This is a genomic window from Arthrobacter sp. 210 2 (assembly GCF_059093025.1).
The window spans coordinates 163224-186418 of the sequence record NZ_JBNHIE010000010.1; the positions used below are offsets into that span (position 1 = coordinate 163224).

The following is a 23195-nucleotide window of genomic DNA, read 5'->3' on the forward strand; positions in this document are numbered from 1 at the left end:
GTCTTAACCCTAGCGCCGTAGCGTGGGGCCATGCGCATCCTTGTCCTCGGCGGAACCGCCTTCCTGTCAGCAGAAATCGCCGGCCAGGCAGTGGCGGCCGGGCACCAGGTGACGTGCCTCGCCCGCGGATCAGCGGGACAGCCGCCCAGCGGTGCGGCCTGGATCAGGGCCGACCGTTCACTGGGCGCGAACGCCTACGCCGGTGTGTCAGGGGACTGGGACGCCGTCATCGAGGTTGCCCGCGATCCGGACCCCGCACAGGGTGCCCTGGATGCCCTTGCACAGCGGGCGGGCCACTGGACCTTCGTGTCCAGCTGTTCCGTGTATGCCGACCATTCCATGCCGGGCGCGGCGGAGGACGCGGCGCTCTTGCCTGCTCTGCCGTCCGGAACGCAGTCCACGGCGGAGAACTACGGCGAATCCAAGGTGGCCATTGAGGGAGCCACCCTGGCGGCAACGGGCGGCAGGGTCCACGTCTGCCGCGCAGGCCTTATTGGCGGTCCCGGGGACGGTTCCGACCGTTACGGCTACTGGCCGGGCCGCTTCGCCCGGGACAGCGGACCCGTCATCGTTCCGGACATTGACGCGGATCCCACGCAAGTCATCGACGTCCGCGACCTTGCAGCCTGGATCCTGCTCGCCGCGGAACAGGGAACCAGTGGGGTGCTCAACGCGGTGGGGGACCAGGTGCCGTTCGGCCAGTACGTGGGCACGTCCGGCGACATAGCCGGCTATACCGGCTCTGTAGTGGCTGCACCGGAAGACTGGCTGGTGGCTGAAGGAATCGGGTATTGGGCGGGACCCGATTCCCTGCCGCTCTGGCTCCCGCCGGACCATGGGGGCTTTATGGCGCGCAGCAACCAGGCCGCGCGGGCGGCCGGCCTGGTGCTGCGGCCGTGGCAGGAAACCCTGGAGGACACGCTCCGGGATGAACGTGCCCGCGGGCTGGCCCGGCCCCGCAAGGCGGGACTGGCGCCGGACACAGAGGCCCGGCTGGTCAGCAGACTGGGAGCCTAAGCCACCACCGTTTCCGGTTCATGGTCCACGGGAAAGTTCACGCTGCGGGCAATGAAACACACCTGGTTGGCCTCGTGGTGGAGCCGGCCGGCGAGCTCCACCTGGCCGGCGTCGGCGACTGTGACACGGGGTCGCAGCGTCACCCGCTCGAACTGTCCGCTGCCGTCCCGGTTCAGCCGCATCAGGCCGGAGGCCTCGTCCCGGTAAGCGGTCACCACCACGCCATGCTTGACGGCCACGTGCAGGTAGGAGAGCAGGTGGCACTGCGCGAGGGCCGCCAGGAGCAGCTGTTCGGGGTTGTACCGCTCCCGGTCGCCATGGAAGGTGGGGTCAGCCGATCCCTTCAGGACCGGCAACCCGGGAATGACCACGTCATGGTCCCGGGAGTAGCCGCGGTAGGACGACGTCCCGTCACCCAGGTTGCCGGTCCACTCCACGGCCAGGCCGTAGCGGTGCTCAGACAGGCTCATGCGTTCCTCCTCCCATCCCCGTTGCTACACATCTGCGGCCCGTGCGCGCAGTGCCCGGGCAACGCCGTCGCGGTTTTCCAGCATCATGCGCCGCAGTGCGGCACTCTCCGGCGGCAGGGCCGCCAGGAAGCCGTCTGTACGGTCAATGGTGGCCTGGGTGGTCAGCAGCGCGGGGTAGAGCCCGACGACGATCTGCTGGGCGAGTGCGTGCGTGCGGTTTTCGACGATGCCCGGCACCGCCTCGAAGTACTTCTCCGCGTAGGGTTCCAGCAGCGACCGGTCGAGGACCCGCATGAAGCCGGTCACCGCCGACCCCTGCAGCGCGTTGGACAGTTCGCCCTTGACCACGATCGAGTCCCAGGCCGCGGCCTTCGCCTCGGGGGTGGGGATGGCGGCCTTGGCCAGAGCTGCCGCGTTCTGGCCGCTGGAGGTGTTGTCGCGCGCCAGTTCGGCGTTGATCCCGTCCTGTGCCATCCGCCCGCCGGCAACGAGGGAAGCCACGAGCTCCCAGCGCAGGTCCTGGTCAACGGCCAGTCCGTCCAGGACCGCCGATCCGTCCAGCAGCCCTGCCACCTTGTCCAGCTGCGCCGCGCTGCCGGCAAGCAGGGCGAAGGACTTCACGAACTGCAGCTGCGCGTCGGAACCGCCGGGAACCTGGGAGGCGAGGTCCCAGAGCCTGTCCGCCGCGGCGGCTGTGGCAGCCTCGCGGTGCTCTTCGGCCACGTAGAAGTTGAGCGTGGTGGCGAGCTGGCGGAGCTGCACCAGGATCACCGAGGAGTCGGTCTCTGCCGCCACGTTGGACAGGATGAGCTCCACGTATTTCCGGGCCGGGGTCTCGCCGTCACGGGCTGCATCCCAGGCGGAGTTCCAGACGAGGGTCCGCGGCAGGCTGTCCTGGAAGTCCTTGAGGTGTGCCGTGGCCGTTGCCAGTGACTTCGGGTCCAGCCGGACCTTGGCGAAGGCGAGGTCGTCGTCATTGATCAGGATGAGGTCCGGCTGGGGCAGGCCCACCAGCGCGGGAACGTCGGTGCGTTCGCCGTCGACGTCCAGTTCCTCGCGGTGCACCCGCTCCAGCTTTCCGGCAGCGTTGAGGTTGTAGAAGCCCACGGCGAGCCTGTGCGGGCGGATGGTGGGCCATTCCTCCACCGCGGACTGGACGATGGTGAAGGAGCGCAGCGTACCGTCGGCATTAGCCTCCAGCTCCGGTGCGAGGGTGTTCACCCCTGCAGTTTCAAGCCATTGCCGTCCCCAGTCATCCAGGTCCCGCCCGCTGGCCTTCTCCAGTTCCACCATGAGGTCGCCCAGTTCGGTGTTTTGCCAGGAGTGCTTGGCGAAGTATTCACGGACGCCGGCCATGAACTGTTCCGGCCCCACCCACGCCACCAGCTGGCGGAGGACGGATGCCCCCTTGGCGTAGGTGATGCCGTCGAAGTTCACCTCAACGTCCTGCAGGTCGTTGATCTCGGCGAAGATCGGGTGGGTGGTGGGCAGCTGGTCCTGGCGGTATGCCCAGGATTTTTCCAGGGAGGCGAAGGTGGTCCACGCGCTGGTGAAGGAGGTGGCTTCCACCGCGGCAAGGTGGGACATGTACTCAGCGAACGATTCGTTGAGCCACAAGTCGTTCCACCAGCGCATCGTCACCAGGTCCCCGAACCACATGTGCGCCAGTTCGTGCAGGACGGTGATGGCGCGGCGCTCAACCTGGGCGCCGGTGACCTTTCCGCGGAAAATATAGCCTTCCAGGATGGTTACAGTACCGGCGTTTTCCATGGCCCCGGCATTGAACTCCGGAACGAACAGCTGATCGTACTTTTCGAAGGGGTAGGGGCAGCCGAACTGCGCCTCGTAGAACCTGAAGCCCTGCCGGGTCAGTTCGAAAATGTTCTCCGCATCCAGGTACTGCATCAGCGACTTCCGTGCGAAGACACCCAGCGGGATAACCCGCCCGTCTGAACTGGCTACCTCGCTGCGCACCGACTGGTACGGGCCCGCAATCAGCGCGGTGACGTAGGAGGACAGCCGCGGGGTGGCAGGGAAGGTCCAGATGGAGCGGGCGCCGCCGTCGCCGCCCGGCGCGGCCGGGGCGGGCTCGGGGGTGGGGGAGTTGGAGATGACGTCCCAGTGGGATGGTGCCGTCACGGTGAACGCGAAGGTCGCCTTCAGGTCCGGCTGCTCAAAGACGGCGAACATCCGGCGTGAATCGGGAACCTCGAACTGCGTGTACAGGTAGACCTCGTTGTCCACCGGGTCCACGAAGCGGTGCAGCCCCTCGCCGGTATTCATGTACGGCGCGTCGGCAACGACGGTGAGCTCGTTGGTTTCCTGCAGGCCGGGCAGCTGGATGCGCACGCCGTCCGCCACCGCGGCAGGGTCCAGGCTGTGGCCGTTGAGCGTGACGCTGTGCACGGTGCGGGTCACGGCGTCGATGAACGTGGAGGAGCCAGGCTTCGCGCTGAACTTTACGGTGGTGGTGCTCCCGAAAACCTCCCCGCCCCTTGTCAGGTCCAGCTGGACGTCATAGGACTCGACGGTGATGAGTTCGGCGCGTTCGCGGGCCTCAGCGCGCGTCAGGTTCATGCCTGGCAAATGGACCTCCAGAAAGTTGCGGTTGCCGGCTGGGGGTACCCAGCTCCGGCACTGATCATTCTTGCATTGGCTGACCCCTTGGCAAGTTGCCCTGGTCACAGCTGTGCCGGGCGGAGCGGAGGGGGCCACGGTTCCGGCGCCAGGGGTAGCGTTAAGTCATGGGAAAGTATCTGGATTCGGTGGATGCGAAGGCCCTGCGCTTTGCCGTCGGGTTTCCGGTCATGCTGGCCGCCGGTTTCGTTGTGTGCGCGTTTTTGCTGCGGCCGGACCTCCCCGAGCCGCTCGCCATCCGCTGGACGGACGACGGCGGCGCCGCCTTCGCGCCGTTCGGCGCCTTCGTGGGCGGCGGCGCGTTGATGATCCTGGTTTTCGGCTGGCTGGGCCTGTACCAGGCGGTTCCGGTGGGCAGGCCGGTCCTGATGCGCCGCATCATGATGGGCGCCGGTCTTTTCCTGGCACTCTTTATCACCACCGCCCTGGCTGCCGGCCTGGTGGGCCAGGCCGGCGTGCCCGATGCCCGCGAGTCACGGGTTGACCTCACCGTCCTTGCGCTCGGCAGCGGCGCCGCAGTGTCCCTTGGCGTGATCGTGGCCTTTGCCTTCAAGGCCGACCAGCAGTGGTCGCCGGATGACGACCGGGCCCTGCAGTTTGCCATCGCGAAAGAACTTGACCCGGACCTGACCCGGGACAGCATCCGGTTGTGGGTGCATGCCAGGAGTTCGGTCTTCGTGATGATCGCCATCGCCTCCGTGTTCCCCGCCGCCCTGATCGCCATTGTGGTGCCGTGGCTGGGTGTCCTGCTCATAGTCCTGGCCTTTTTTGGTGCTGCCTTCCTGTGTGCCCGCGTTAAGGCGGACCGCGGCGGGCTGAAAGTCCTGCTGGCGGGCGTCGTTCCGGTCATGGACATTCCTGCCGGCTCCATCTCGGCCGCCAGCGCAGCGGATGTCCGGGCTGCCGACTACGGCGGGTGGGGCTACCGGAACCACGGGGGAACCGCCGCCATGCTCGTCAGCAGCGGCCCCGCCGTCGTCGTCAGCAAAACGGACGGACAGCGGCTCGCGGTGAGCGGCGGAAGCCAGGCCTCGGCCGCCCGCCTGGCCGAAGTCCTCACCCGGGTGGCTGCCCGGGCAAGGCGGGGCGGCGGCCCCTCGCCTGCGGCAGGCCTGCCGGAGTCCTAGTATTCTTGTCCGTGTTGTTCTACGGGCCGGCGCCTTCCGTGCCGGCTGCCAGCGCCGCCAACTGAACGGATTCTGCTCGTGACCTCTTCCCCTGCCTTCCCGCGGGTCCACATCGCCACCGACCACGCAGGCATGGAGCTCAGCGCCCACCTCGTGTCCCACCTGACGGCCAAGGGATACGAAGTGGTGGACCACGGACCCAAGGTCTACGACGCCCAGGACGACTACCCGTCCTTCTGCATCAACGCCGCCCTGGCTGTAGTGGCTGACCAGCAGGCGGGTGTCCACGCGCTGGGCATCGTGTTGGGCGGATCAGGCAACGGTGAGCAGATCGCGGCGAACAAGGTCAAGGGCGTCAGGGCAGCCCTCGCCTGGAACCACTCCACCGCTACCCTCGCCCGTGAACACAACGACGCGAACGTGGTGGCCGTGGGCGGCCGGCAGCACACGGTGGAGGAAGCAACGGAACTTATCGAAGCCTTCCTGGCCGAGCCTTTCAGCAACGACGAGCGGCACGTCCGCAGGATTGGCAAGATCGCCGCCTACGAGTCCACCGGCGAGGTTGTCGAGTAGTGCCGGAAGGGCATTCGGTCCGGCGCCTGGCGCGCCAGTTCGGGGACGTTTTCACCGGGGAAAGCCTCGCCGTGACCAGCCCCCAGGGCAGGTTCAGCGGGGGAGCGGCGCTGCTCGACGGCCATACACTGCTCGCCGCCGAAGCCCACGGGAAGCACCTCTTCCTGCACTTCGACAACGCATTGGTGCTGCACGTCCACCTGGGACTGTACGGTGCCTGGAGCTTCGGCGGCGACAGCACCTTCACGGGGTCTTCCAGCATTGGTGCGCCCCGCCGGGTAGGCGAGCAGGAAGCCTTCGCCGACGGGGAGGACGACGCCGGTGCCCCCTATGAAGGGCCGCCGGCCCCGGTGGGGGCGGTCCGGGTAAGGCTTGCGTCAGCCCACGGCTGGGCCGACCTGCGCGGTGCAACAACCTGCGAAACCATCACCGCCGCCGAAGCTGACGCAGTGCTCGCCCGGCTGGGCCCTGACCCATTGCGTAACCTTCGGGGCGATGCCGGCAGGTTTGCCGCCAACCTGCAGGCCCGGAAAACGCCCGTGGCCGCGCTGCTGATGGACCAGAAGATCATCGCCGGCGTGGGCAACGTGTACCGCGCCGAGGTCCTCTTCCGCCTGCGCCTGGACCCCTGGCTGCCGGGGGCTGCCGTGCCGGATGCCACTGCCCGGAAACTGTGGCGCGACGTTGTATCCCTCATGAACGACGGCGTGGCCGACGGCCGGATCATCACTACCCCGCCCAAGTACTGGACAGGCAACGGGAAAGCGGGCAATCAGGAAGCGGGCACAGGGAAGCCGGCCGCCGTCGTGAAGACCCATACGTTCCCTGCCCGGGAGGACGCGCACTTCGTCTACAAGCGCAACGGACTGCCGTGCAGGGTCTGCCGCACCACCGTGCTGATCGCCGAGTTGGTTGCCCGAAAGCTGTACTGGTGCCCGAACTGCCAGCAGTCAGCCTGAATATCTTTCCTGAAAAACGAAAAAGGACCTGAACTAAAAAGGCCCCGAACATGAAAAAGGCCCCTCGGCGAGGGGCCTTTTTCATGTGTTCCGCAGAGGGGACGACGGGAATCGAACCCGCGTAATCAGTTTGGAAGACTGAGGCTTTACCATTAAGCTACGTCCCCGAAGGAAGATCCATCTGCAACATTAGCAGCTGGAAACTTCGGGCTGGCTGTTCAAGCCGGATATAACTAAACCTAATCCAGGGGCTACGTGTCAAATGTGCAAAGACGGCGCGTATCACCGTAGACTTGCCTGTGCACTAACGGGGTGTAGCTCAGCTTGGCTAGAGCGCCTGCTTTGGGAGCAGGAAGTCGCAGGTTCAAATCCTGTCACCCCGACTCTGCGGCCCGGACCACTCGGCCTGGACAATACATTGCGTTTGCAGAAACCCATCCCACAAACCCAGGAGTACTTAGACCGTGAAGAGCGCTGTCGAGAACCTCACCCCCACGCGGGTCAAGCTCAACGTTGAGGTTCCCTTTGAGGAACTGAAGCCCAGCATCGACTCGGCTTACAAGACTGTTGCTTCGCAGATCCAGGTTCCTGGGTTCCGTAAGGGCAAGGTGCCCGCAAAGCTCATCGACCAGCGCGTCGGCCGCGGCTACGTCCTGGAGACGGCCATCAACGACGGCCTCAACGGCTGGTACCAGGCTGCCGTGCAGGAATCCGGCATCCGCCCCCTGAGCCGTCCCGAGGTTGAAATCACCGAGGTTCCGGACCCCTCCGCCACCGACGGCGGCCTGAAGTTCGCCGCCGAGGTTGACGTCCGTCCCGAAATCGAACTGCCGGACTACGCCGGCATCAAGGTTGAGGTTGCAGCCGCCCAGTCGTCCGACGAAGACGTGGACAAGGCCCTGGACGAACTGCGGGGCCGCTTCGGCACGCTGAAGTCCGTCGACCGTCCCGCAGCCGACGGTGACTTCCTCACCATCGACATCACCGCCACCATCGACGGCGAGGACGTGGACTCCGCAGCCGGCCTGTCCTACCAGGTTGGCTCCGGAACCATGCTCGAAGGCCTCGACGAAGCCGTGACCGGCCTCAGCACCGACGAGGACGCCATCTTCAACACCACCCTGGTGGGCGGCGACCACGCCGGCGAAGAGGCCCAGGTCAAGGTCGTTGTCAAGGCCGTCAAGGAGCGCGAGCTGCCCGAAGCGAACGACGACTTCGCCCAGCTGGCTTCCGAGTTCGACACCCTCGCCGAACTCCGCGAAGACCTTGCCAAGCAGGCTGCCGATTCAAAGGTTGTCGAGCAGGGCGTCGAGGCCCGCGACAAGGTCCTGGACAAGCTCGTTGAGCTCGTCGAGGTTCCTGTTCCGGACTCGGTGGTCGAAGAGCAGCTCGAAGCCCACTTCAAGGAGGGCAACGGCCACGGTGAGGGCGAGCACGACACCGAGGAGCACCGTGAAGAGGTCCGCGCCAACACCGCCCGCGCCTTCCAGAACGAGATCATCCTCGACGCCATCGCTGAGAAGGAAGAAGTCAACGTCAGCCAGAACGAGCTGATCGACTACATCGTCACCACCGCCAGCCAGTACGGCATGGACCCGAACCAGTTCGCCCAGATCATCGATCAGAGCGGCCAGGTCCCCATGATGGTTTCCGAGGTCCGCCGCCGCAAGGCGCTGGCCGTCGTCCTGGGCCGGGCCACCGTGACCGACACCGAGGGCAACGCTGTTGACCTGAGCGACTTCGTGCGCCCCGGCGGCGAAGAAGAAGCTCCGGCTGCAGAAGCCGAGGCAGCCGACACCGAAGCTGTCGACGCCGAAGCCACCGGCGCCGCTGCCGAGGACGACAAGGCCGAGGCAAAGGCCTAGTCCCACGACGAATGGAACGGCCCCCGGATCGCGAGATCCGGGGGCCGTTCGCGTTCCGGCAGGGCTCCGGCGCGTCTGGTCCGCCGATCGTGCGCCGTCAGCGAACAGCCCTCGGGGCACGAACAAAATGTCGGTGAAACCGGTTAGTGTCCAAGTAGTGATTTTCAGTGATGTCACCGTCACCAGCGAGAGGTAAGTAAACATGTCACAGCACCCAGAGGCCCCCCGGATGGCGACCGTCGATCCTGCAGCCCAGGACAACTACATTTACAACCGCCTGCTGAAGGAGCGGATCATCTGGCTGGGTTCGGAGGTGCGGGACGACAACGCGAACGCCATCTGCTCGCAGCTGCTCCTCCTGTCCGCCGAGAACCCGGACAAGGACATCTACCTCTACATCAACTCTCCGGGCGGCTCTGTCACGGCCGGCATGGCCATCTACGACACCATGCAGTTCATCCCCAACGACGTCGTCACCGTGGCAACCGGCCTGGCCGCGTCCATGGGGCAGTTCCTGCTGTCCTCCGGCACCAAGGGCAAGCGGTACGCCACCCCCAACGCCCGCGTCCTGATGCACCAGCCTTCCGGCGGCATCGGCGGCACCGCCTCGGACATCAAGATCCAGGCAGAGCTCATCCTGCACATGAAGAAGGTCATGGCGGAGCTGACCGCCGAGCAGACCGGCCAGACCGTCGATACCATCCTCAAGGACAACGACCGCGACAAGTGGTTCACGGCCACCGAGGCCCTGGAGTACGGCTTCTTTGACAAGATTGCCGCGCACGCAGGTTCCGTGTCCGGCGGCGGCGGCACCGCCAACGGCACCTCCGGCGAGACTGCCTCACAGAACTAACCCGGCATCAAGAACACTCAGATCAGGAGCAATGAAATGAACTACAACTTCGGGTGGTCCGCCGGTAATCTTCCGTCCAGCCGCTACGTCCTGCCGCAGTTCGAGGAGCGCACCCCGTACGGCTTCAAGCGCCAGGACCCCTACACCAAGCTCTTCGAGGACCGCATCATCTTCCTCGGTGTGCAGGTGGATGATGCTTCCGCTGACGACATCATGGCCCAGCTGCTGGTCCTCGAGTCCACCGACCCGGACCGCGACATCACCCTCTACATCAACTCCCCGGGCGGGTCCTTCACCGCCATGACGGCCATCTACGACACCATGCAGTACATCCGGCCGGAAATCCAGACCGTCTGCCTGGGACAGGCCGCAAGCGCCGCAGCCGTCCTCCTCGCCGCCGGAACCCCCGGCAAGCGCCTGGCCCTGCCCAACGCCCGTGTCCTGATCCACCAGCCGGCCCTCTCCGGCGGCCAGGGCGGACAGGCCTCCGACCTGGAGATCCAGGCGGCAGAGGTCATGCGCATGCGGTCCTGGCTTGAGGACACCCTGGCCCACCACTCGGGCCGGACGTCGGAGCAGGTCAACAACGATATCGAGCGTGACAAGATCCTCACCGCCGATGAAGCCCAGGCATACGGGCTGATCGACCAGGTCCTCGATTCACGCAAGATCAAACCTCAGGCAATTACGAGGTAGCAGTACGTAAAGCGCCGGTGCGGGCCAGTTCATTTGGCCCCACCGGCCTTTTCCTTCCACCCTTGGGAGCCAATGTGACCTAGAGTGGATGTTGTCACAACCGGCCCTCGGGGTCCGGGATAGATTCCAGCAACGGTGCAAGGCTGCCAGGCAGCAGGATACTAAGGGGTTCACATATGGCTCGGATTGGCGAGAGCACGGATCTGCTGAAGTGCTCTTTCTGTGGAAAGAGCCAGAAGCAGGTGCGCAAGCTCATTGCCGGGCCCGGGGTCTATATCTGCGATGAGTGCATTGAGCTCTGCAACGAAATCATCGAAGAGGAGCTCGCGGAAGTCGCTGACCTGGGGAGCTTTGAACTGCCCAAGCCCCGCGAGATTTTCGATTTCCTGCAGGAATACGTCATCGGCCAGGAACCTGCCAAGCGTTCCCTCGCCGTCGCCGTCTACAACCACTACAAGCGCATCCAGGCCGGCCACGCCCCCAAGTCCGGCAGCCTCGCCGACGGCGGGCACCATGACGACGTCGAAATCGCCAAGTCGAACATCCTGCTGATCGGTCCCACCGGTTGCGGCAAGACCTACCTGGCCCAAACCCTCGCCCGCCGCCTGAATGTACCCTTCGCCGTCGCGGATGCAACGGCACTCACCGAGGCGGGCTACGTCGGCGAGGACGTGGAGAATATCCTCCTCAAGCTCATCCAGGCGGCCGACTACGACGTCAAAAAGGCCGAACAGGGCATCATCTACATCGACGAGATCGACAAGATCTCCCGCAAGAGCGAAAACCCCTCCATCACCCGTGACGTCTCCGGCGAGGGTGTCCAGCAGGCGCTGCTGAAAATACTGGAGGGCACCGTTGCTTCGGTACCGCCGCAGGGCGGCCGGAAGCACCCGCACCAGGAATTCATCCAGATCGACACCACCAACGTCCTGTTCATCGTCGCAGGCGCCTTCGCCGGCCTGGAGGAGATCATCGGATCGCGTTCCGGCCGCAAGGGAATCGGTTTTGGTGCACCGCTCAACGAGGCCAGCAAAAAGGTCGATTCCTATGGCGAAGTGATGCCGGAGGACCTGCTCAAGTTTGGCCTGATCCCCGAATTCATCGGCCGGCTCCCCGTCATTACCACGGTCTCCAACCTGGACCGGGATGCCCTGATCCAGATCCTGTCCACACCCAAGAATGCCTTGGTCAAGCAGTACCAGAAGATGTTCCAGATCGACGGTGTGGAACTGGTCTTCGATGACACGGCACTCGATGCCATCGCCGAGCAGGCCCTGGAGCGGGGCACCGGTGCTCGCGGGCTGCGGGCCATCATGGAGGAAGTGCTCCTTCCCGTGATGTTCGATCTCCCCAGCCGCGAGGACGTGGCGAGTGTGGTCATCACCGAGGACGTTGTCCTGAAGGGTGCCGAGCCCACCATGATCCCGCACGCCGCCAAGCGGCGGAAGTCCGCCTAGCCACTGCACGAATTACCCCCTGCCAGCCGTGGCTGCCACCTGCGCAGCCGCCCGCCCCTGAAGGATCCGCTATGCCTGAATCCGTAAAGAACAAGGCCGACTTCTGGTTTGATCCGCTGTGCCCCTTCGCCTGGATCACTTCGCGCTGGATTGGCGAGGTTGAAGGCGTCCGCGACATCGAAACGCAATGGCACGTCATGAGCCTCGCGGTCCTCAATGAAGGACGCGACTTGGAGCCTTCCTACCGGGAATCCATGGATAACGCCTGGGGCATGGTCCGCGTGATCATCGCCGCCCAGCAGGAGCACGGCCAGGAGGCGGTCAAAGCCCTGTACGACGCCATGGGAACGCTGATCCACGACGCCGGCGAGAAGGACCGGGGCCTCGTGATCACCAAGGCCCTTGCGGAATGCGGCCTTCCGTCCTCCCTGGCCGAAGCTGCAACCAGCGACGCCTATGATGTGCAGCTCCGGGCAAGCCACGAGGAAGGCATTTCCCTGGTGGGCCAGGACGTCGGCACACCGGTGGTGGCCTTCAACGGAACGGCATTCTTCGGCCCCGTCCTCACCCGGATCCCCCGGGGCGAAGAGGCCGGCAAGCTGTGGGACGCCACCACCGCCCTTGCTGCGTACCCGCACTTCTTCGAGCTGAAGCGCAGCCGCACGGAGCGTCCGGAGTTCAGCTGAACCGGCCCCTCTGTGAACATCTAAGGGCCCCGGGAGAACTACCTGCTTGTAGTTCTCCCGGGGCCCTTGCGCTTGGCCCTGCCCGGGACAACAATGGTTCTTACCCACTTCGAAAGAAGCGGGACGCAGGAACCAAAGATTCAGTGATATATATTTGACGCAGCCATCGGCAAAGCCGGATATAAGCTACCAGTGACGAGGTAGGAAGACCTGAAGATCCGAGGATCCTGCCAGACCATTAAAGACGTCACCAAATGGCCGAAAAGTCGAAGCCCCACCAACGGCAAAACGCTGATGGGGCTTCCCCTTTGCCCTCAAACGGACGGGCTCGGCCGGAAGTTATGCCTTGGCAGGCTCATCCGAAGCCGCGAGGGCCACGTCGCTGACGGACAGTTCGCCCTCGGCCGCCACCAGGGTGATCTCTCGGGCGTTGGAGGCAGCCTTAAGGTCTGAAAGGCCGGCCCGGAGCTGCGCGGTCAGCGCCTCCGGAGCCGTGATGGTGGCCGACAGCACCTCCGTGCGCTGCTTGACCTTTGCCTCGGACTTCGCCTTCCGGACACCGCTCAGTGCAACGCCCACCGTGGCCAGCATGGTGGTGTCGCCGCCCGGAATCTCCAGCGCTGCAGGCCATTCGGCACGGTGGACAGAGCCGTTCCGCCACCAGCTCCAGACCTCTTCGGTGGCGAAGGGCAGGAACGGCGCGAACAGCCGCAGCAGCGTGTCAAGGGTGGTGGCCAGTGCTGCCAGCACAGAGGCCTGCTCGGCTTCGCCGGCGGCACCGTAAGCGCGGTCCTTGATGAGCTCCACATAGTCGTCGGTGAACTGCCAGAAGAAGGTCTCGGTGATCTGCAGTGCACGCGCGTAATCGTAGTTCTCGAACGCCTTGGTGGACTGCGCCACAACCTCGGCCAACTGGGCCAGGACCGCCCGGTCCAGCGGGTTGCTAAGGACCGACAGGTCACCGGACAGCACCGATGCCTCCGTGGCACCCAGGTTCAGCACGAACTTGGACGCGTTCAGGAGCTTGATGGCCAGGCGCCGGCCGATCTTCATCTGGGCAATTTCGTAGGCCGTGTCAGCACCGAGCTTCGCTGATGTGGCCCAGTACCGGACGGCGTCGGAACCGAACTCGTCCAGCACGTCGGTGGGGACCACCACATTGCCCTTGGACTTGGACATCTTTTTGCGGTCCGGGTCCAGGATCCATCCGGAGATGGCCGCATGCTTCCACGGGGCGGTGTTCTGCAGCGCATCGGCCCGGACCACGGAAGAGAACAGCCAGGTACGGATGATGTCGTGGCCCTGGGGGCGCAGGTCGAACGGGAACACCTTGGCGAACAGGTCCTCGTCCCGGCTCCAGCCGCCCACAATCTGCGGAGTCAGGGAAGAAGTTGCCCAGGTGTCGAAAATGTCCGCGTCGCCGGTGAAGCCGCCGGGAACGTCGCGCTGGGACTCGTCGTATCCCGGCGCTGCCTCGGCCAGCGGGTCCACCGGCAGCTGCTCGTCGGAGGGCACGATGGGTGCGTCGTAGTCCGGGTTGCCATCGGCGTCGAGCGGATACCAGACGGGGATGGGCACGCCGAAGAAGCGCTGGCGCGAGACCAGCCAGTCGCCGTTAAGGCCGGCAATCCAGTTCTCGTACCGTGAGCGCATGAAGGCGGGGTGGAAATTGATGTCATGGCCGCGGGAAATCAGGCGTTCCCGGCGGTCCTCGTCCCGGCCCCCGTTGCGGATGTACCACTGGCGTGAGGTCACAACTTCCAGGGGCTTGTCACCCTTTTCGTAGAAGTTCACCGGGTGCATGATCTTTTTGGGTTCGCCGTCGAGCAGGTCGGCAGCTTCCAGGAGCTTCACCACGGCTTCCTTGGCGCTGAAGACGGTCTTGCCCGCAATCGCGGCGAAGCCCTCGCGGCCGATGTCAGTGGTGATCCAGTCCGGGGTCTCGGTGACGATGCGGCCGTCACGGCCCACGATCGCCCGGGTGGGCAGCTGAAGTTCGCGCCACCAGGTAACGTCCGTGAGGTCACCGAAGGTACACACCATGGCGATGCCGGAGCCCTTGTCCGCCTTCGCCAGAGGGTGGGCCTTAACCTCCACCTCGACGCCGAAGACCGGGGAGGTGACTTTTTTGCCGAACAGCGGCTGGTACCGCTCGTCGTCGGGGTTTGCCACCAGGGCGGCGCACGCCGCCAGGAGCTCGGGCCGGGTGGTTTCGATAAAGATCTTTTCGCCGTCTTCGGTAAAGAACGGGTAGCGGTAGTACGCTCCGGCAACCTCGCGGTCCTCAAGCTCGGCCTGCGCAACCGCGGTACGGAATGTTACATCCCACAGCGTGGGTGCTTCGGCCATGTAGGCGTCACCGCTGGCCAGGTTGGCCAGGAAGGCGCGCTGGGAGACTTCGCGGGAGGCATCGTCGATGGTGCGGTAGGTCAGTTCCCAGTCAACCGAGAGGCCCAGCTGCTGGAAGAGGCTCTCGAAGACCTTCTCGTCCTCAACGGCGAGTTCCTCGCAGAGTTCAATGAAGTTCCGGCGCGAGACGACGTCGAAGTCGCGCTGGTTCTTGGCGGGCTGCGCCGGCGGCCGGTAGTCGGCGTTGTATGGAATGGCGGGGTCGCAGCGCACGCCGTAGTAGTTCTGCACCCGGCGTTCGGTGGGCAGGCCGTTGTCGTCCCAGCCCATGGGGTAGAAGACGTTCTTGCCCGTCATGCGCTGGTAGCGCGCCAGGACGTCCGTCTGGGTGAAGGAAAACATGTGCCCCACGTGCAGGGAGCCCGAGGCGGTGGGCGGGGGAGTGTCGATCGAATAGACCTGCTCCCGGGTGGTGTCCGGGTTGAACTTGTAGGTCCCTTCGGTCAGCCAGCGCTGCGTCAGGGCAGCCTCAAGGCCTTCGAGGGCCGGCTTGTCCGGAACGTTGATGGGGGCGGTGGTGGGCGTGTCTGTACCCTGTTTGTCTTCAGCCATTCGGCAATTCTTTCATGTTCTGTTCAATCCCACAGAACGCAGCAGGGAGTAGCGAGCCATAGCGGGGCCGACCATGCGCAGGTCCTGCTGGACTGCCTTCCAGCCCATCCCTCCAGATAACGCTGTTTAACAACCGTCGCGGCCTGTCCGGGCAGGCGCGGTTAGGGTGGTGCCATGACTGATGACGTGCAGAACAAGGCAGCTTTGGTGACGGGTGCAAGCAGTGGCATTGGGGAAGCCACCGTCCGCGCCCTGCGGGCCGCCGGATGGACCGTGTTTGCCGTTGCCCGCCGGGAGGACCGCCTGGCGGCACTGGCGGCTGAGACGGGCGCGGTGGCGATCCCTGCCGATATTTCCGAGGACGACGACGTGTCCCGGCTCCTCTCCCAGGTCACCGAAGCCGGCGGCGTCGACACCCTGATCAATATCGCAGGCGGCGCCAGGGGCGCCGACACCATCGGCGGGGCCAGCACCGAGGACTGGGAATGGATGTACCGCGTCAACGTCCTGGGGACCATGAAACTGACCCGGGCTTTCCTTCCCATGCTGCGGGCCACCGGTGAAGGCACGGTGCTCAATCTGACGTCGACGGCGGCGCTGGCGGCCTACGAAGGCGGCGGCGGCTACAACGCGGCGAAGTTCGCCCAGCACGCCATGACGGGAGCGCTGCGGCTGGAGGAAGCCGAACACAACGTCCGCGTGATCGAGGTTGCCCCCGGCCTCGTCTACACGGAGGAATTCGCTCTCAACCGGCTCGGAGACCGGCAGGCCGCGGACAAGGTCTACCAGGGAGTGGAGAAGCCGCTCACGGCCGAAGACATCGCCGACGTGGTGCGCTACGCCGTCACCGCCCCGCACCACGTCAACCTGGACCAGATTGTCATCCGGCCTGTGGCGCAGGCAGCCAACCACAAGCTGATCAGGAAAAGCTGACGCCCTGGAGATACGGGGAATGGCACTGGAGGCCGCGGCAATAGTAGACTCGAAAGACAGCTACGACCCGGCAATCACCGGTGAGCTTCCGGAAGAACACGCGAAACTGCCAGCACGGCGGCCAGCGCCAGTAGAACCGGACGGGTAAGCCCGTCACAGCAGTCAATGAGAGGCCGGAGCAGAGCCCGTTCCCCAGGGGGCGTGCAGCGCCGGTAAGTGAGGTGGTACCGCGGTGAGCGTGCAGTCCCCGGACAGCACGGCAGCCGTCCTCGCATCCTGAACGGAACTGCCCGGCACCTGCCGGCAGTTCGCCACGCTCAACCCAGGATGTCGAGAATGACGTATTACCCCAAGGCCTCAGCCTCCACCAGCGGCAGTGCAGGCGTTTCCGCCTCCGTGAAGTTCCCGGAGATCGAAGAGCGCATCCTGAAGTACTGGGACCAGGACGGCACATTCCAGGCCAGCATCGACCAGCGCAGCGCCGACGCCCCCGGCGGTGAACCCGGCAGCAACGAGTTCGTGTTCTACGACGGCCCCCCGTTCGCCAACGGCCTGCCCCACTACGGCCACCTGCTCACCGGATATGCCAAGGACCTGGTGGGCCGCTACCAGACCCAGCGCGGCAAGCGTGTAGAGCGCCGCTTTGGCTGGGACACCCATGGGCTTCCCGCCGAGCTGGAAGCGATGAAGCAGCTGGGCATGACGGACAAAACCCAGATCGAAGCCATGGGCATCGACAAGTTCAACGACGCCTGCCGTGCGTCGGTGATGAAGTACGCCGACGAATGGCGCAACTACGTCACCCGCCAGGCCCGCTGGGTGGACTTCGACAACGACTACAAAACCCTCAACGTGGAGTACATGGAGTCGGTCCTCTGGGCCTTCAAGCAGCTGCACGAAAAAGGCCTGACCTACAACGGCTACCGCGTGCTGCCCTACTGCTGGAAGGACGAGACGCCGCTGTCCAACCACGAACTGCGCATGGACGACGACGTCTACAAGAACCGCCAGGACCAGACCGTGACCGTGACGTTCCCCATCACGGCGGGGGAGTCCGAGCTCTCGCGGCAGCTGGCCGGCGTCCAGGCCCTCGCGTGGACCACCACCCCCTGGACGCTGCCCACCAACGCCGCGCTCGCCGTCGGGCCCTCCATCACCTATGCCGTCCTCCCGGCAGGCCCCAACGGCATCAAGGCGGCCTCGGCCGATGCCCCCATCACCGGCAGCTTCCTGCTGGCGGCTGACCTGGTGGGCGCCTATGCCAAGGACCTGGGCTACGACAATTTCGAGGATGCCCAGGCCGCCGTGGTCTCCACCCACACCGGCGCGGAACTGGAGGGCCTGGCTTACCAGCCGCTGTGGCAGGACTTCGCCGACAACGAAAAGTACGGCATGGAGAACGCCTGGCGGATCCTGGCGGCCGACTACGTCACCACCACGGACGGCACCGGCATCGTCCACCAGGCTCCCGCCTACGGTGAGGATGACCAGAAGGTCTGCGAAGAGGCCGGCATCCCGGTGATCCTGTCCGTCGACGAGGGCGCCAAGTTCCTGCCGCTGTTCAAGCACGGCGACCTGCACGACATCGTGGGGCTGCAGGTTTTTGAAGCCAACAAGCCCATCACCCAGGTGCTCCGCGCCCAGGGCCGCCTGGTCCGGCAGGCAAGCTACGAGCACAGCTACCCGCACTGCTGGCGCTGCCGCAACCCCCTGATCTACCGCGCGGTGTCCTCCTGGTACGTGGAAGTCACCAAGTTCAAGGACCGGATGTCCGAACTGAACCAGGAGATCAACTGGATCCCCGGCAACGTCAAGGACGGCCAGTTCGGCAAATGGCTGGAAAACGCCCGCGACTGGTCCATCAGCCGCAACCGCTACTGGGGCAGCCCCATCCCGGTGTGGCAGTCCAGCGACCCCGAATACCCCCGCACGGACGTCTACGGCTCCCTCGCCGAGATCGAGGCGGACTTTGGCCGGCTGCCCCTGAACAACGACGGCCAGGTGGACCTGCACCGCCCGTTCATCGACGAACTCACCCGACCCAACCCGGACGACCCGCGGACGCCCGAAGAGGGCCAGTCCGTGATGCGCCGCGTGGAGGACGTGCTGGACGTCTGGTTCGACTCCGGCTCCATGCCGTACGGCCAGGTTCACTACCCGTTCCAAAACGAGGCCTGGTTCGACACCCACAATCCGGCCGACTTCATTGTCGAATACATCGGCCAGACCCGCGGCTGGTTCTACATGCTGCACATCCTGTCGACGGCACTGTTCGACCGGCCGGCGTTCCGCAACGTCATCAGCCACGGCATCGTGCTGGGCTCCGACGGGCAGAAAATGTCCAAGAGCCTGCGCAACTACCCCGACGTGTCCGAGGTGCTGGACCGCGACGGTTCCGACGCCATGCGCTGGTTCCTGATGTCCAGCCCCATCCTGCGCGGCGGCAACCTGGTGGTCACCGAGCAGGGGATCCGCGACGGCGTCCGCCAGGTCATCCTGCCGCTGTGGAACGTGTACAGCTTCTTCACGCTGTACACGAACGCGGCCAACGGCGGCGCCGGCTACGACGCCACCCTGCGCTACGACGGGTACAGCGACACCCTGGACCAGTACCTGCTGGCCAACACGGGCGACCTGGTCCGGAACATGACCGCGCAACTGGACACCTATGACATCTCCGGGGCCTGCGATGAACTGCGCAGCTACCTGGACATGCTCACCAACTGGTACGTCCGCCGCAGCCGCCAGCGCTTCTTCGACGAAGACCGGGATGCCTTCGACGCGCTGTACACGGCCCTCGAGACGGTCTCCCGGGCTGCGGCTTCGCTGCTGCCCCTGGTGTCCGAGGAAATCTGGCGCGGGCTCACCGGCGGCCGGTCCGTACACCTGGCCGACTGGCCCGACACCGGGTTGTTCCCTGCGAACCCGGACCTGGTCCAGGCCATGGACCGGGTCCAGCAGATCTGCTCCACCGGTTCGTCACTCCGCAAGGCTGCCAACCTGCGTGTCCGCCTGCCGCTGCAGGAACTCACGGTGGTGGCACCCGGTGCCGACGCGCTGGAAGGCTTCGCCGCCGTCGTCGCGGACGAGCTCAACCTCCGTTCCGTGCGGCTGCTTGACGCAGCCACCGCCGCTCCGGAGGAGTTCGGCATCCAGCAGAAGCTGGTGGTCAACGCCCGGGCAGCGGGCCCGCGCCTGGGCAAGAACGTCCAGGCCGCCATCAAGGGCTCCAAGTCCGGCGACTGGTCAGTGGACGACGACGGTGTGGTCACCGCGGGAGGGCTCCAGCTGGAACCGCAGGAGTACACGCTGGAAACCGTTGTGGCCGAATCCGAGGGCGGGTCAGCGTCTGTCGCCGTGCTCCCCGGCGGCGGCTTCGTGGTCCTCAACACGGAGGTGACCCCGGAGCTTGAGGCCGAAGGACTGGCACGCGACATGGTCCGCGCCATCCAGCAGGCACGCAAGGATGCCGGGCTTAACGTCAGCGACCGGATCAGGACGTCCGTCACCGCCCGGCAAAATGTTGTGGACGCACTGCTGGCGAACGCCGAACTGGTCAAGGGCGAGACCCTGACCGTGGACCTGGCAGCCGAACCGGCAGACGTCGAAGAACCGGCCGTCGCGGTCGAAAAAGTGGAGGCCTAGGACATGACCGACGAATTTTCCGTGGAAAGCGTCTATGCGGAGCTTCTGGGGCGGGCGCCCGAAAACAAGATGGAGCCGCGGCTCGCGCCGCTGTTCCGGGCCATGGATGTGCTCGGCGAACCCAACAAGGCGTTCCCGATCATCCACGTGACCGGCACGAACGGCAAGACCTCCACCTCCCGCATGATCGAGTCCGTCCTGCGGGCCCACGGGCTCAGCACGGGCCGCTACACCAGCCCGCACCTGTCCAAGGTCACGGAACGGATCAGCATCGACGGGCATCCCGTCTCGGATGAAACGTTTGTCCGGATCTGGGACGAGATCCGCCCCTACCTGCAGATTGTCGATTCCGAGCTGGAAGCGGACGGGCAGCCCCGGCTGACCTACTTCGAGTGCCTCACCATCCTGGGCTTCGCCATCTTCGCGGACCAGCCCGTCAACGTGGCCATTATCGAGGTGGGGCTGGGCGGTATCACGGATGCCACCAACGTAGGTGACGGCCAGGTTTCCGTCATCACGCCGATCTCGCTGGATCACACCGACCTGCTGGGCGACACCACCGGGGACATTGCCCTGGAAAAGGCCGGCATCATCAAGCCCGGCGGGTACCTCATCAGCGCGGCCCAGCCCCTGGACGCCGCCCAGGTCCTCCTGGAGAAGGCAAAGGACGTGGGGGTGCCGTTCCGCTTCGAGGGCGTGGAGTTTGGCGTGGAGTCCCGCACCGTGGCGGTCGGGGGCCAGGTGGTCACCATCCAGGGCATCGCCGGGCGCTATCCGGAACTGCTGGTGCCGCTGCACGGCGAGCACCAGGCGCAGAACGCCGCCGTTGCGGTGGCCGCCCTGGAAGCCTTCTTCGGCGGCGAAAAGGAACTGGACTTCGAGGTGCTGCAGGAAGGCTTCGCCGCCGTCACCTCGCCCGGCAGGCTTGAGGTGGTACGGACCGCGCCCACCATCATCGTTGATGCCGCCCATAACCCGGACGGGATCAAAGCCTCAGCCGCCGCGCTGCAGGAGGCGTTTACGTTCACGCGGCTCGTCCCGGTGGTGGGTGTGCTGAAGGAAAAAGACGCCGAGGAAATCCTTCGCCAGCTCAAGGAATCGCTGGGCGGCATGGCCGAGGAGTACTGCTTCACGCAGTCGAACTCCCCGCGGGCTGTCCCCGCCGCGGAACTGGCCGAGCTTGCGGTGGACCTGGGATTCGGCGAGGACAACGTCCACATCGCCGAAAAGCTCGACGACGCCCTGGAGTGGGCCGTGGAACGGGCCGAAGCCAACGACGACCTTTCCGGCGGCGTGTTGGTGACCGGCTCCATCACCCTTGTGGCCGAAGCCCGCATCCTGCTCGGAAAGACGGAGGCGTAGGGGATGGCCAAACTGACCAAAGCCCAGCGCGAATGGCGGCCGGGCATGCCCAGGAAGCGCCGCTCCACCAAGGTGATGTTCGCCTCCACGGTCCTGCTGCTGGAAGCGTTCGTGATGTTCTTCGCCACCCTGGCGGTGTTTGGGCTGCGCCGCGGCGAGTTTCCGCCGGCGCTCATCCTGGGCGTGGGCATCGCCCTGAGCGTGCTGATGATCGTGGCCTGCGCGTTCCTCACCAAAGCCTGGGGCGTGGGACTGGGATGGATCCTGCAGATCGTCCTGATCCTGACGGGTATTTTCGAGCCCGCCATGTTCCTGGTGGGGGGCCTGTTCGCCCTTGCCTGGTGGTATGGGATCCGGACCGGCATCAGGCTGGACCGTGAAGCGGCCCAGCGCGCCCGTGAGCAGGCCGAATGGGAAGCCGCCCACCCGGACCAGGCTGCCGGGCCCGGACAACCGCAGACGCCCTGACGCGGGGACTCCGCGCAGCGCAGTCCCCGTAGACTTATCCCGAAACCCCACCAACGCATTGGAGCAGTTGTGACCACTGAGCGCACCCTCGTCCTGATCAAGCCCGACGGCGTCGCCCGTAACCTCACCGGATCCATCCTGGCCCGGGTCGAAGCCAAGGGTTACACCCTTGCTGAGCTGAAGAAGGTGGACGCCACCCGCGACCTGCTCGAACAGCACTACGAGGAGCACGTGGGCAAGCCCTTCTACGAGCCCCTGGTGGAGTTCATGCTGAGCGGGCCTGTTGTTGCAGCCATCTTCGAAGGCCACCGCGTCATCGAAGGCTTCCGTTCGCTGGCCGGCACCACCGATCCGACAACCGCCGCACCGGGCACCATCCGGGGCGACTTTGGCCGCGACTGGGGCCTGAAGGTCCAGCAGAACCTGGTGCACGGCTCCGACTCCACGGATTCCGCTGAGCGTGAGATCAAGATCTGGTTCCAGGGCTGACCCCACCGAGATGACAGATAAGGCCGATGTTCTTCGTGAACATCGGCCTTATCTGTCATTTCGCGGGCTGGTGCGGACCTAGAACCCTGAGGTACCCGCGAACACCTGGATGAACGCGAAGAAGATGGTGGCGATGACGGCCACGTAAAGAAGCGCGGTAATGATCCAGCCGGAGTCAGCCAGGATGCGGGCAGCACCGGACGGGACGGGAATGATACCCGCGGTGATGTTCCGGATGGTCACCCAGACGAACAGCGGAATCATGGCGGCCCAGACGATCATGCAGAACGGGCACAGGATGTGGATGTCGTAGAGTGCCTGGGACCACAGCCACACCACGAAGGCAAAGCCCAGCGTGACGCCTGTCTGCAGTCCCACCCAGAACCAGCGGGCAAAAGTGGCTCCGGACAGCAGGGCCATGCCCACGGTGATAATGACGGCGAACGCCACGATGCCAATGAACATGTTGGGGAAACCGAACAGCGAGCTCTGCCAGGTTTTCATGACATCTCCGCAGGAGATCCAGGGATTAACGTCGCACACGGTGGTGTGGTTGGGGTCCTGCAGCACGGCGAGTTTTTCCAGGACCAGGGTCCCGGAGGCGAGCCAGCCGACTACGCCGGTGATCACCAGCAGCCAGCCGAAGGGGCGGTTGCGGGCCATGGTGGGGACGGACGCGGGAGTGCTGTCCGTGGCGAGGGTCCGGTCGGCGGCGTGGGTGTCGCTGGCGGGGGAGATGCTGGGCATTGGTGTGGCGTCCTTTTCGTCCGGTGCTCCTAGCCCGATTGTAACGCCGGACGCTGGAAGCCATCCCCAAGCAAAAAGGAGAACGGGCCCCGCCTCCGCCGTGATTTAGTCCGGGTATGAGAGAATAAACGTGGCTGGAAGCCGATCCACATTCGGACTCCGGTCCGGTGGCTTGTTCTCAAGACCGCCAATGACGAGCAGGGCAGGCTTCGGAGTGCTTCCGATGCACACTCCCGCGACTCCATTGGGC

The 23195-nt window shown here is 65.3% G+C and carries 18 protein-coding genes and 2 tRNA genes; 15 read left to right on the forward strand and 5 right to left on the reverse strand.

Going from position 1 to position 23195, the window contains the following annotated elements; translation table 11 throughout:
• The first annotated feature begins 30 nt into the window (after positions 1-30).
• Positions 31-1017, forward strand: a complete 987-nt coding sequence (locus AC5RWA_RS17745) for a Rossmann-fold NAD(P)-binding domain-containing protein (RefSeq protein WP_494058512.1) — start codon at positions 31-33, stop codon at positions 1015-1017.
• Here AC5RWA_RS17745 and AC5RWA_RS17750 read toward each other — a convergent pair.
• Both AC5RWA_RS17750 and pepN read right to left on the reverse strand, forming a co-directional pair.
• Complete coding sequence (locus AC5RWA_RS17750) at positions 1014-1487, reverse strand: OsmC family protein (protein WP_115525811.1); 474 nt, start codon at positions 1485-1487, stop codon at positions 1014-1016. The two genes, AC5RWA_RS17745 and AC5RWA_RS17750, sit on opposite strands and share 4 nt — an antisense overlap.
• A 24-nt stretch (positions 1488-1511) precedes the next feature.
• On the reverse strand, positions 1512-4064 hold the full coding sequence (pepN, locus tag AC5RWA_RS17755; protein WP_494058513.1) for an aminopeptidase N: 2553 nt from the start codon (positions 4062-4064) through the stop codon (positions 1512-1514).
• Positions 4065-4231: 167 nt separating this feature from the next.
• Here pepN and AC5RWA_RS17760 point away from each other — a divergent pair, with 167 nt between their 5' ends.
• The 3 genes from AC5RWA_RS17760 (at position 4232) to AC5RWA_RS17770 (ending at position 6783) form a co-directional block, all read left to right on the forward strand.
• On the forward strand, positions 4232-5251 hold the full coding sequence (locus tag AC5RWA_RS17760) for a hypothetical protein (protein ID WP_494058514.1): 1020 nt from the start codon (positions 4232-4234) through the stop codon (positions 5249-5251).
• Positions 5252-5329: 78 nt separating this feature from the next.
• Positions 5330-5824 (forward strand): ribose-5-phosphate isomerase, encoded by a 495-nt coding sequence (locus AC5RWA_RS17765; RefSeq protein WP_494058515.1) that lies wholly within the window; start codon positions 5330-5332, stop codon positions 5822-5824.
• Complete coding sequence (locus AC5RWA_RS17770; RefSeq protein WP_494058516.1) at positions 5824-6783, forward strand: Fpg/Nei family DNA glycosylase; 960 nt, start codon at positions 5824-5826, stop codon at positions 6781-6783. Before AC5RWA_RS17765 ends, AC5RWA_RS17770 begins: the two co-directional genes overlap by 1 nt.
• A 96-nt stretch (positions 6784-6879) precedes the next feature.
• Here AC5RWA_RS17770 and AC5RWA_RS17775 read toward each other — a convergent pair.
• Positions 6880-6950, reverse strand: a tRNA-Gly gene (locus AC5RWA_RS17775).
• A gap of 141 nt (positions 6951-7091) precedes the next feature.
• Here AC5RWA_RS17775 and AC5RWA_RS17780 point away from each other — a divergent pair.
• The 6 genes from AC5RWA_RS17780 to AC5RWA_RS17805 all read left to right on the forward strand — a co-directional run bounded on the left by AC5RWA_RS17780 (position 7092) and on the right by AC5RWA_RS17805 (position 12340).
• Positions 7092-7166 (forward strand) — tRNA-Pro (locus AC5RWA_RS17780).
• An 81-nt stretch (positions 7167-7247) separates the two neighbouring features.
• A complete protein-coding gene (gene tig / locus AC5RWA_RS17785) occupies positions 7248-8648 on the forward strand; it encodes a trigger factor (protein ID WP_494058517.1) in 1401 nt (466 codons plus the stop codon).
• Positions 8649-8877: 229 nt separating this feature from the next.
• Positions 8878-9501: an ATP-dependent Clp protease proteolytic subunit gene (locus AC5RWA_RS17790; protein ID WP_079596338.1), complete on the forward strand. Its 624-nt coding sequence runs from the start codon at positions 8878-8880 to the stop codon at positions 9499-9501.
• A gap of 36 nt (positions 9502-9537) precedes the next feature.
• The gene (locus AC5RWA_RS17795) at positions 9538-10197 is read left to right on the forward strand and encodes an ATP-dependent Clp protease proteolytic subunit (protein ID WP_079596337.1); all 660 of its coding nucleotides are present in this window, start codon (positions 9538-9540) and stop codon (positions 10195-10197) included.
• Between the two features lie 176 nt (positions 10198-10373).
• Complete coding sequence (clpX, locus tag AC5RWA_RS17800; protein ID WP_079596336.1) at positions 10374-11654, forward strand: ATP-dependent Clp protease ATP-binding subunit ClpX; 1281 nt, start codon at positions 10374-10376, stop codon at positions 11652-11654.
• A gap of 71 nt (positions 11655-11725) precedes the next feature.
• Positions 11726-12340 carry a mycothiol-dependent nitroreductase Rv2466c family protein gene (locus tag AC5RWA_RS17805; RefSeq protein ID WP_494058518.1) on the forward strand — a complete coding sequence of 205 codons (615 nt, stop codon included), beginning with the start codon at positions 11726-11728 and terminating at the stop codon, positions 12338-12340.
• 339 nt (positions 12341-12679) lie between these two features.
• On the opposite strand, the gene valS is transcribed toward AC5RWA_RS17805, so the two are convergent.
• Complete coding sequence (valS, locus tag AC5RWA_RS17810) at positions 12680-15301, reverse strand: valine--tRNA ligase (protein WP_494058519.1); 2622 nt, start codon at positions 15299-15301, stop codon at positions 12680-12682.
• Between the two features lie 174 nt (positions 15302-15475).
• On the opposite strand from valS, the gene AC5RWA_RS17815 reads away from it, so the two are divergent.
• The 5 genes from AC5RWA_RS17815 to ndk all read left to right on the forward strand — a co-directional run bounded on the left by AC5RWA_RS17815 (position 15476) and on the right by ndk (position 22198).
• Positions 15476-16234 (forward strand): SDR family oxidoreductase, encoded by a 759-nt coding sequence (locus tag AC5RWA_RS17815; protein ID WP_494058520.1) that lies wholly within the window; start codon positions 15476-15478, stop codon positions 16232-16234.
• 336 nt (positions 16235-16570) lie between these two features.
• A complete protein-coding gene (ileS, locus tag AC5RWA_RS17820) occupies positions 16571-19879 on the forward strand; it encodes an isoleucine--tRNA ligase (protein WP_494058521.1) in 3309 nt (1102 codons plus the stop codon).
• A gap of 3 nt (positions 19880-19882) precedes the next feature.
• Positions 19883-21241, forward strand: a complete 1359-nt coding sequence (locus AC5RWA_RS17825; RefSeq protein WP_079596331.1) for a bifunctional folylpolyglutamate synthase/dihydrofolate synthase — start codon at positions 19883-19885, stop codon at positions 21239-21241.
• Positions 21242-21244: 3 nt separating this feature from the next.
• Positions 21245-21709, forward strand: coding sequence for a DUF4233 domain-containing protein (locus AC5RWA_RS17830; protein WP_494058522.1), 465 nt, complete (start codon positions 21245-21247; stop codon positions 21707-21709).
• Positions 21710-21778: 69 nt separating this feature from the next.
• Entirely contained in the window at positions 21779-22198 is a 420-nt protein-coding gene (gene ndk, locus AC5RWA_RS17835) for a nucleoside-diphosphate kinase (protein WP_494058523.1), read from the forward strand.
• Between the two features lie 78 nt (positions 22199-22276).
• On the opposite strand, the gene AC5RWA_RS17840 is transcribed toward ndk, so the two are convergent.
• Positions 22277-22945, reverse strand: a complete 669-nt coding sequence (locus tag AC5RWA_RS17840; RefSeq protein ID WP_494058524.1) for a vitamin K epoxide reductase family protein — start codon at positions 22943-22945, stop codon at positions 22277-22279.
• Between the last annotated feature and the right edge of the window lie 250 nt (positions 22946-23195).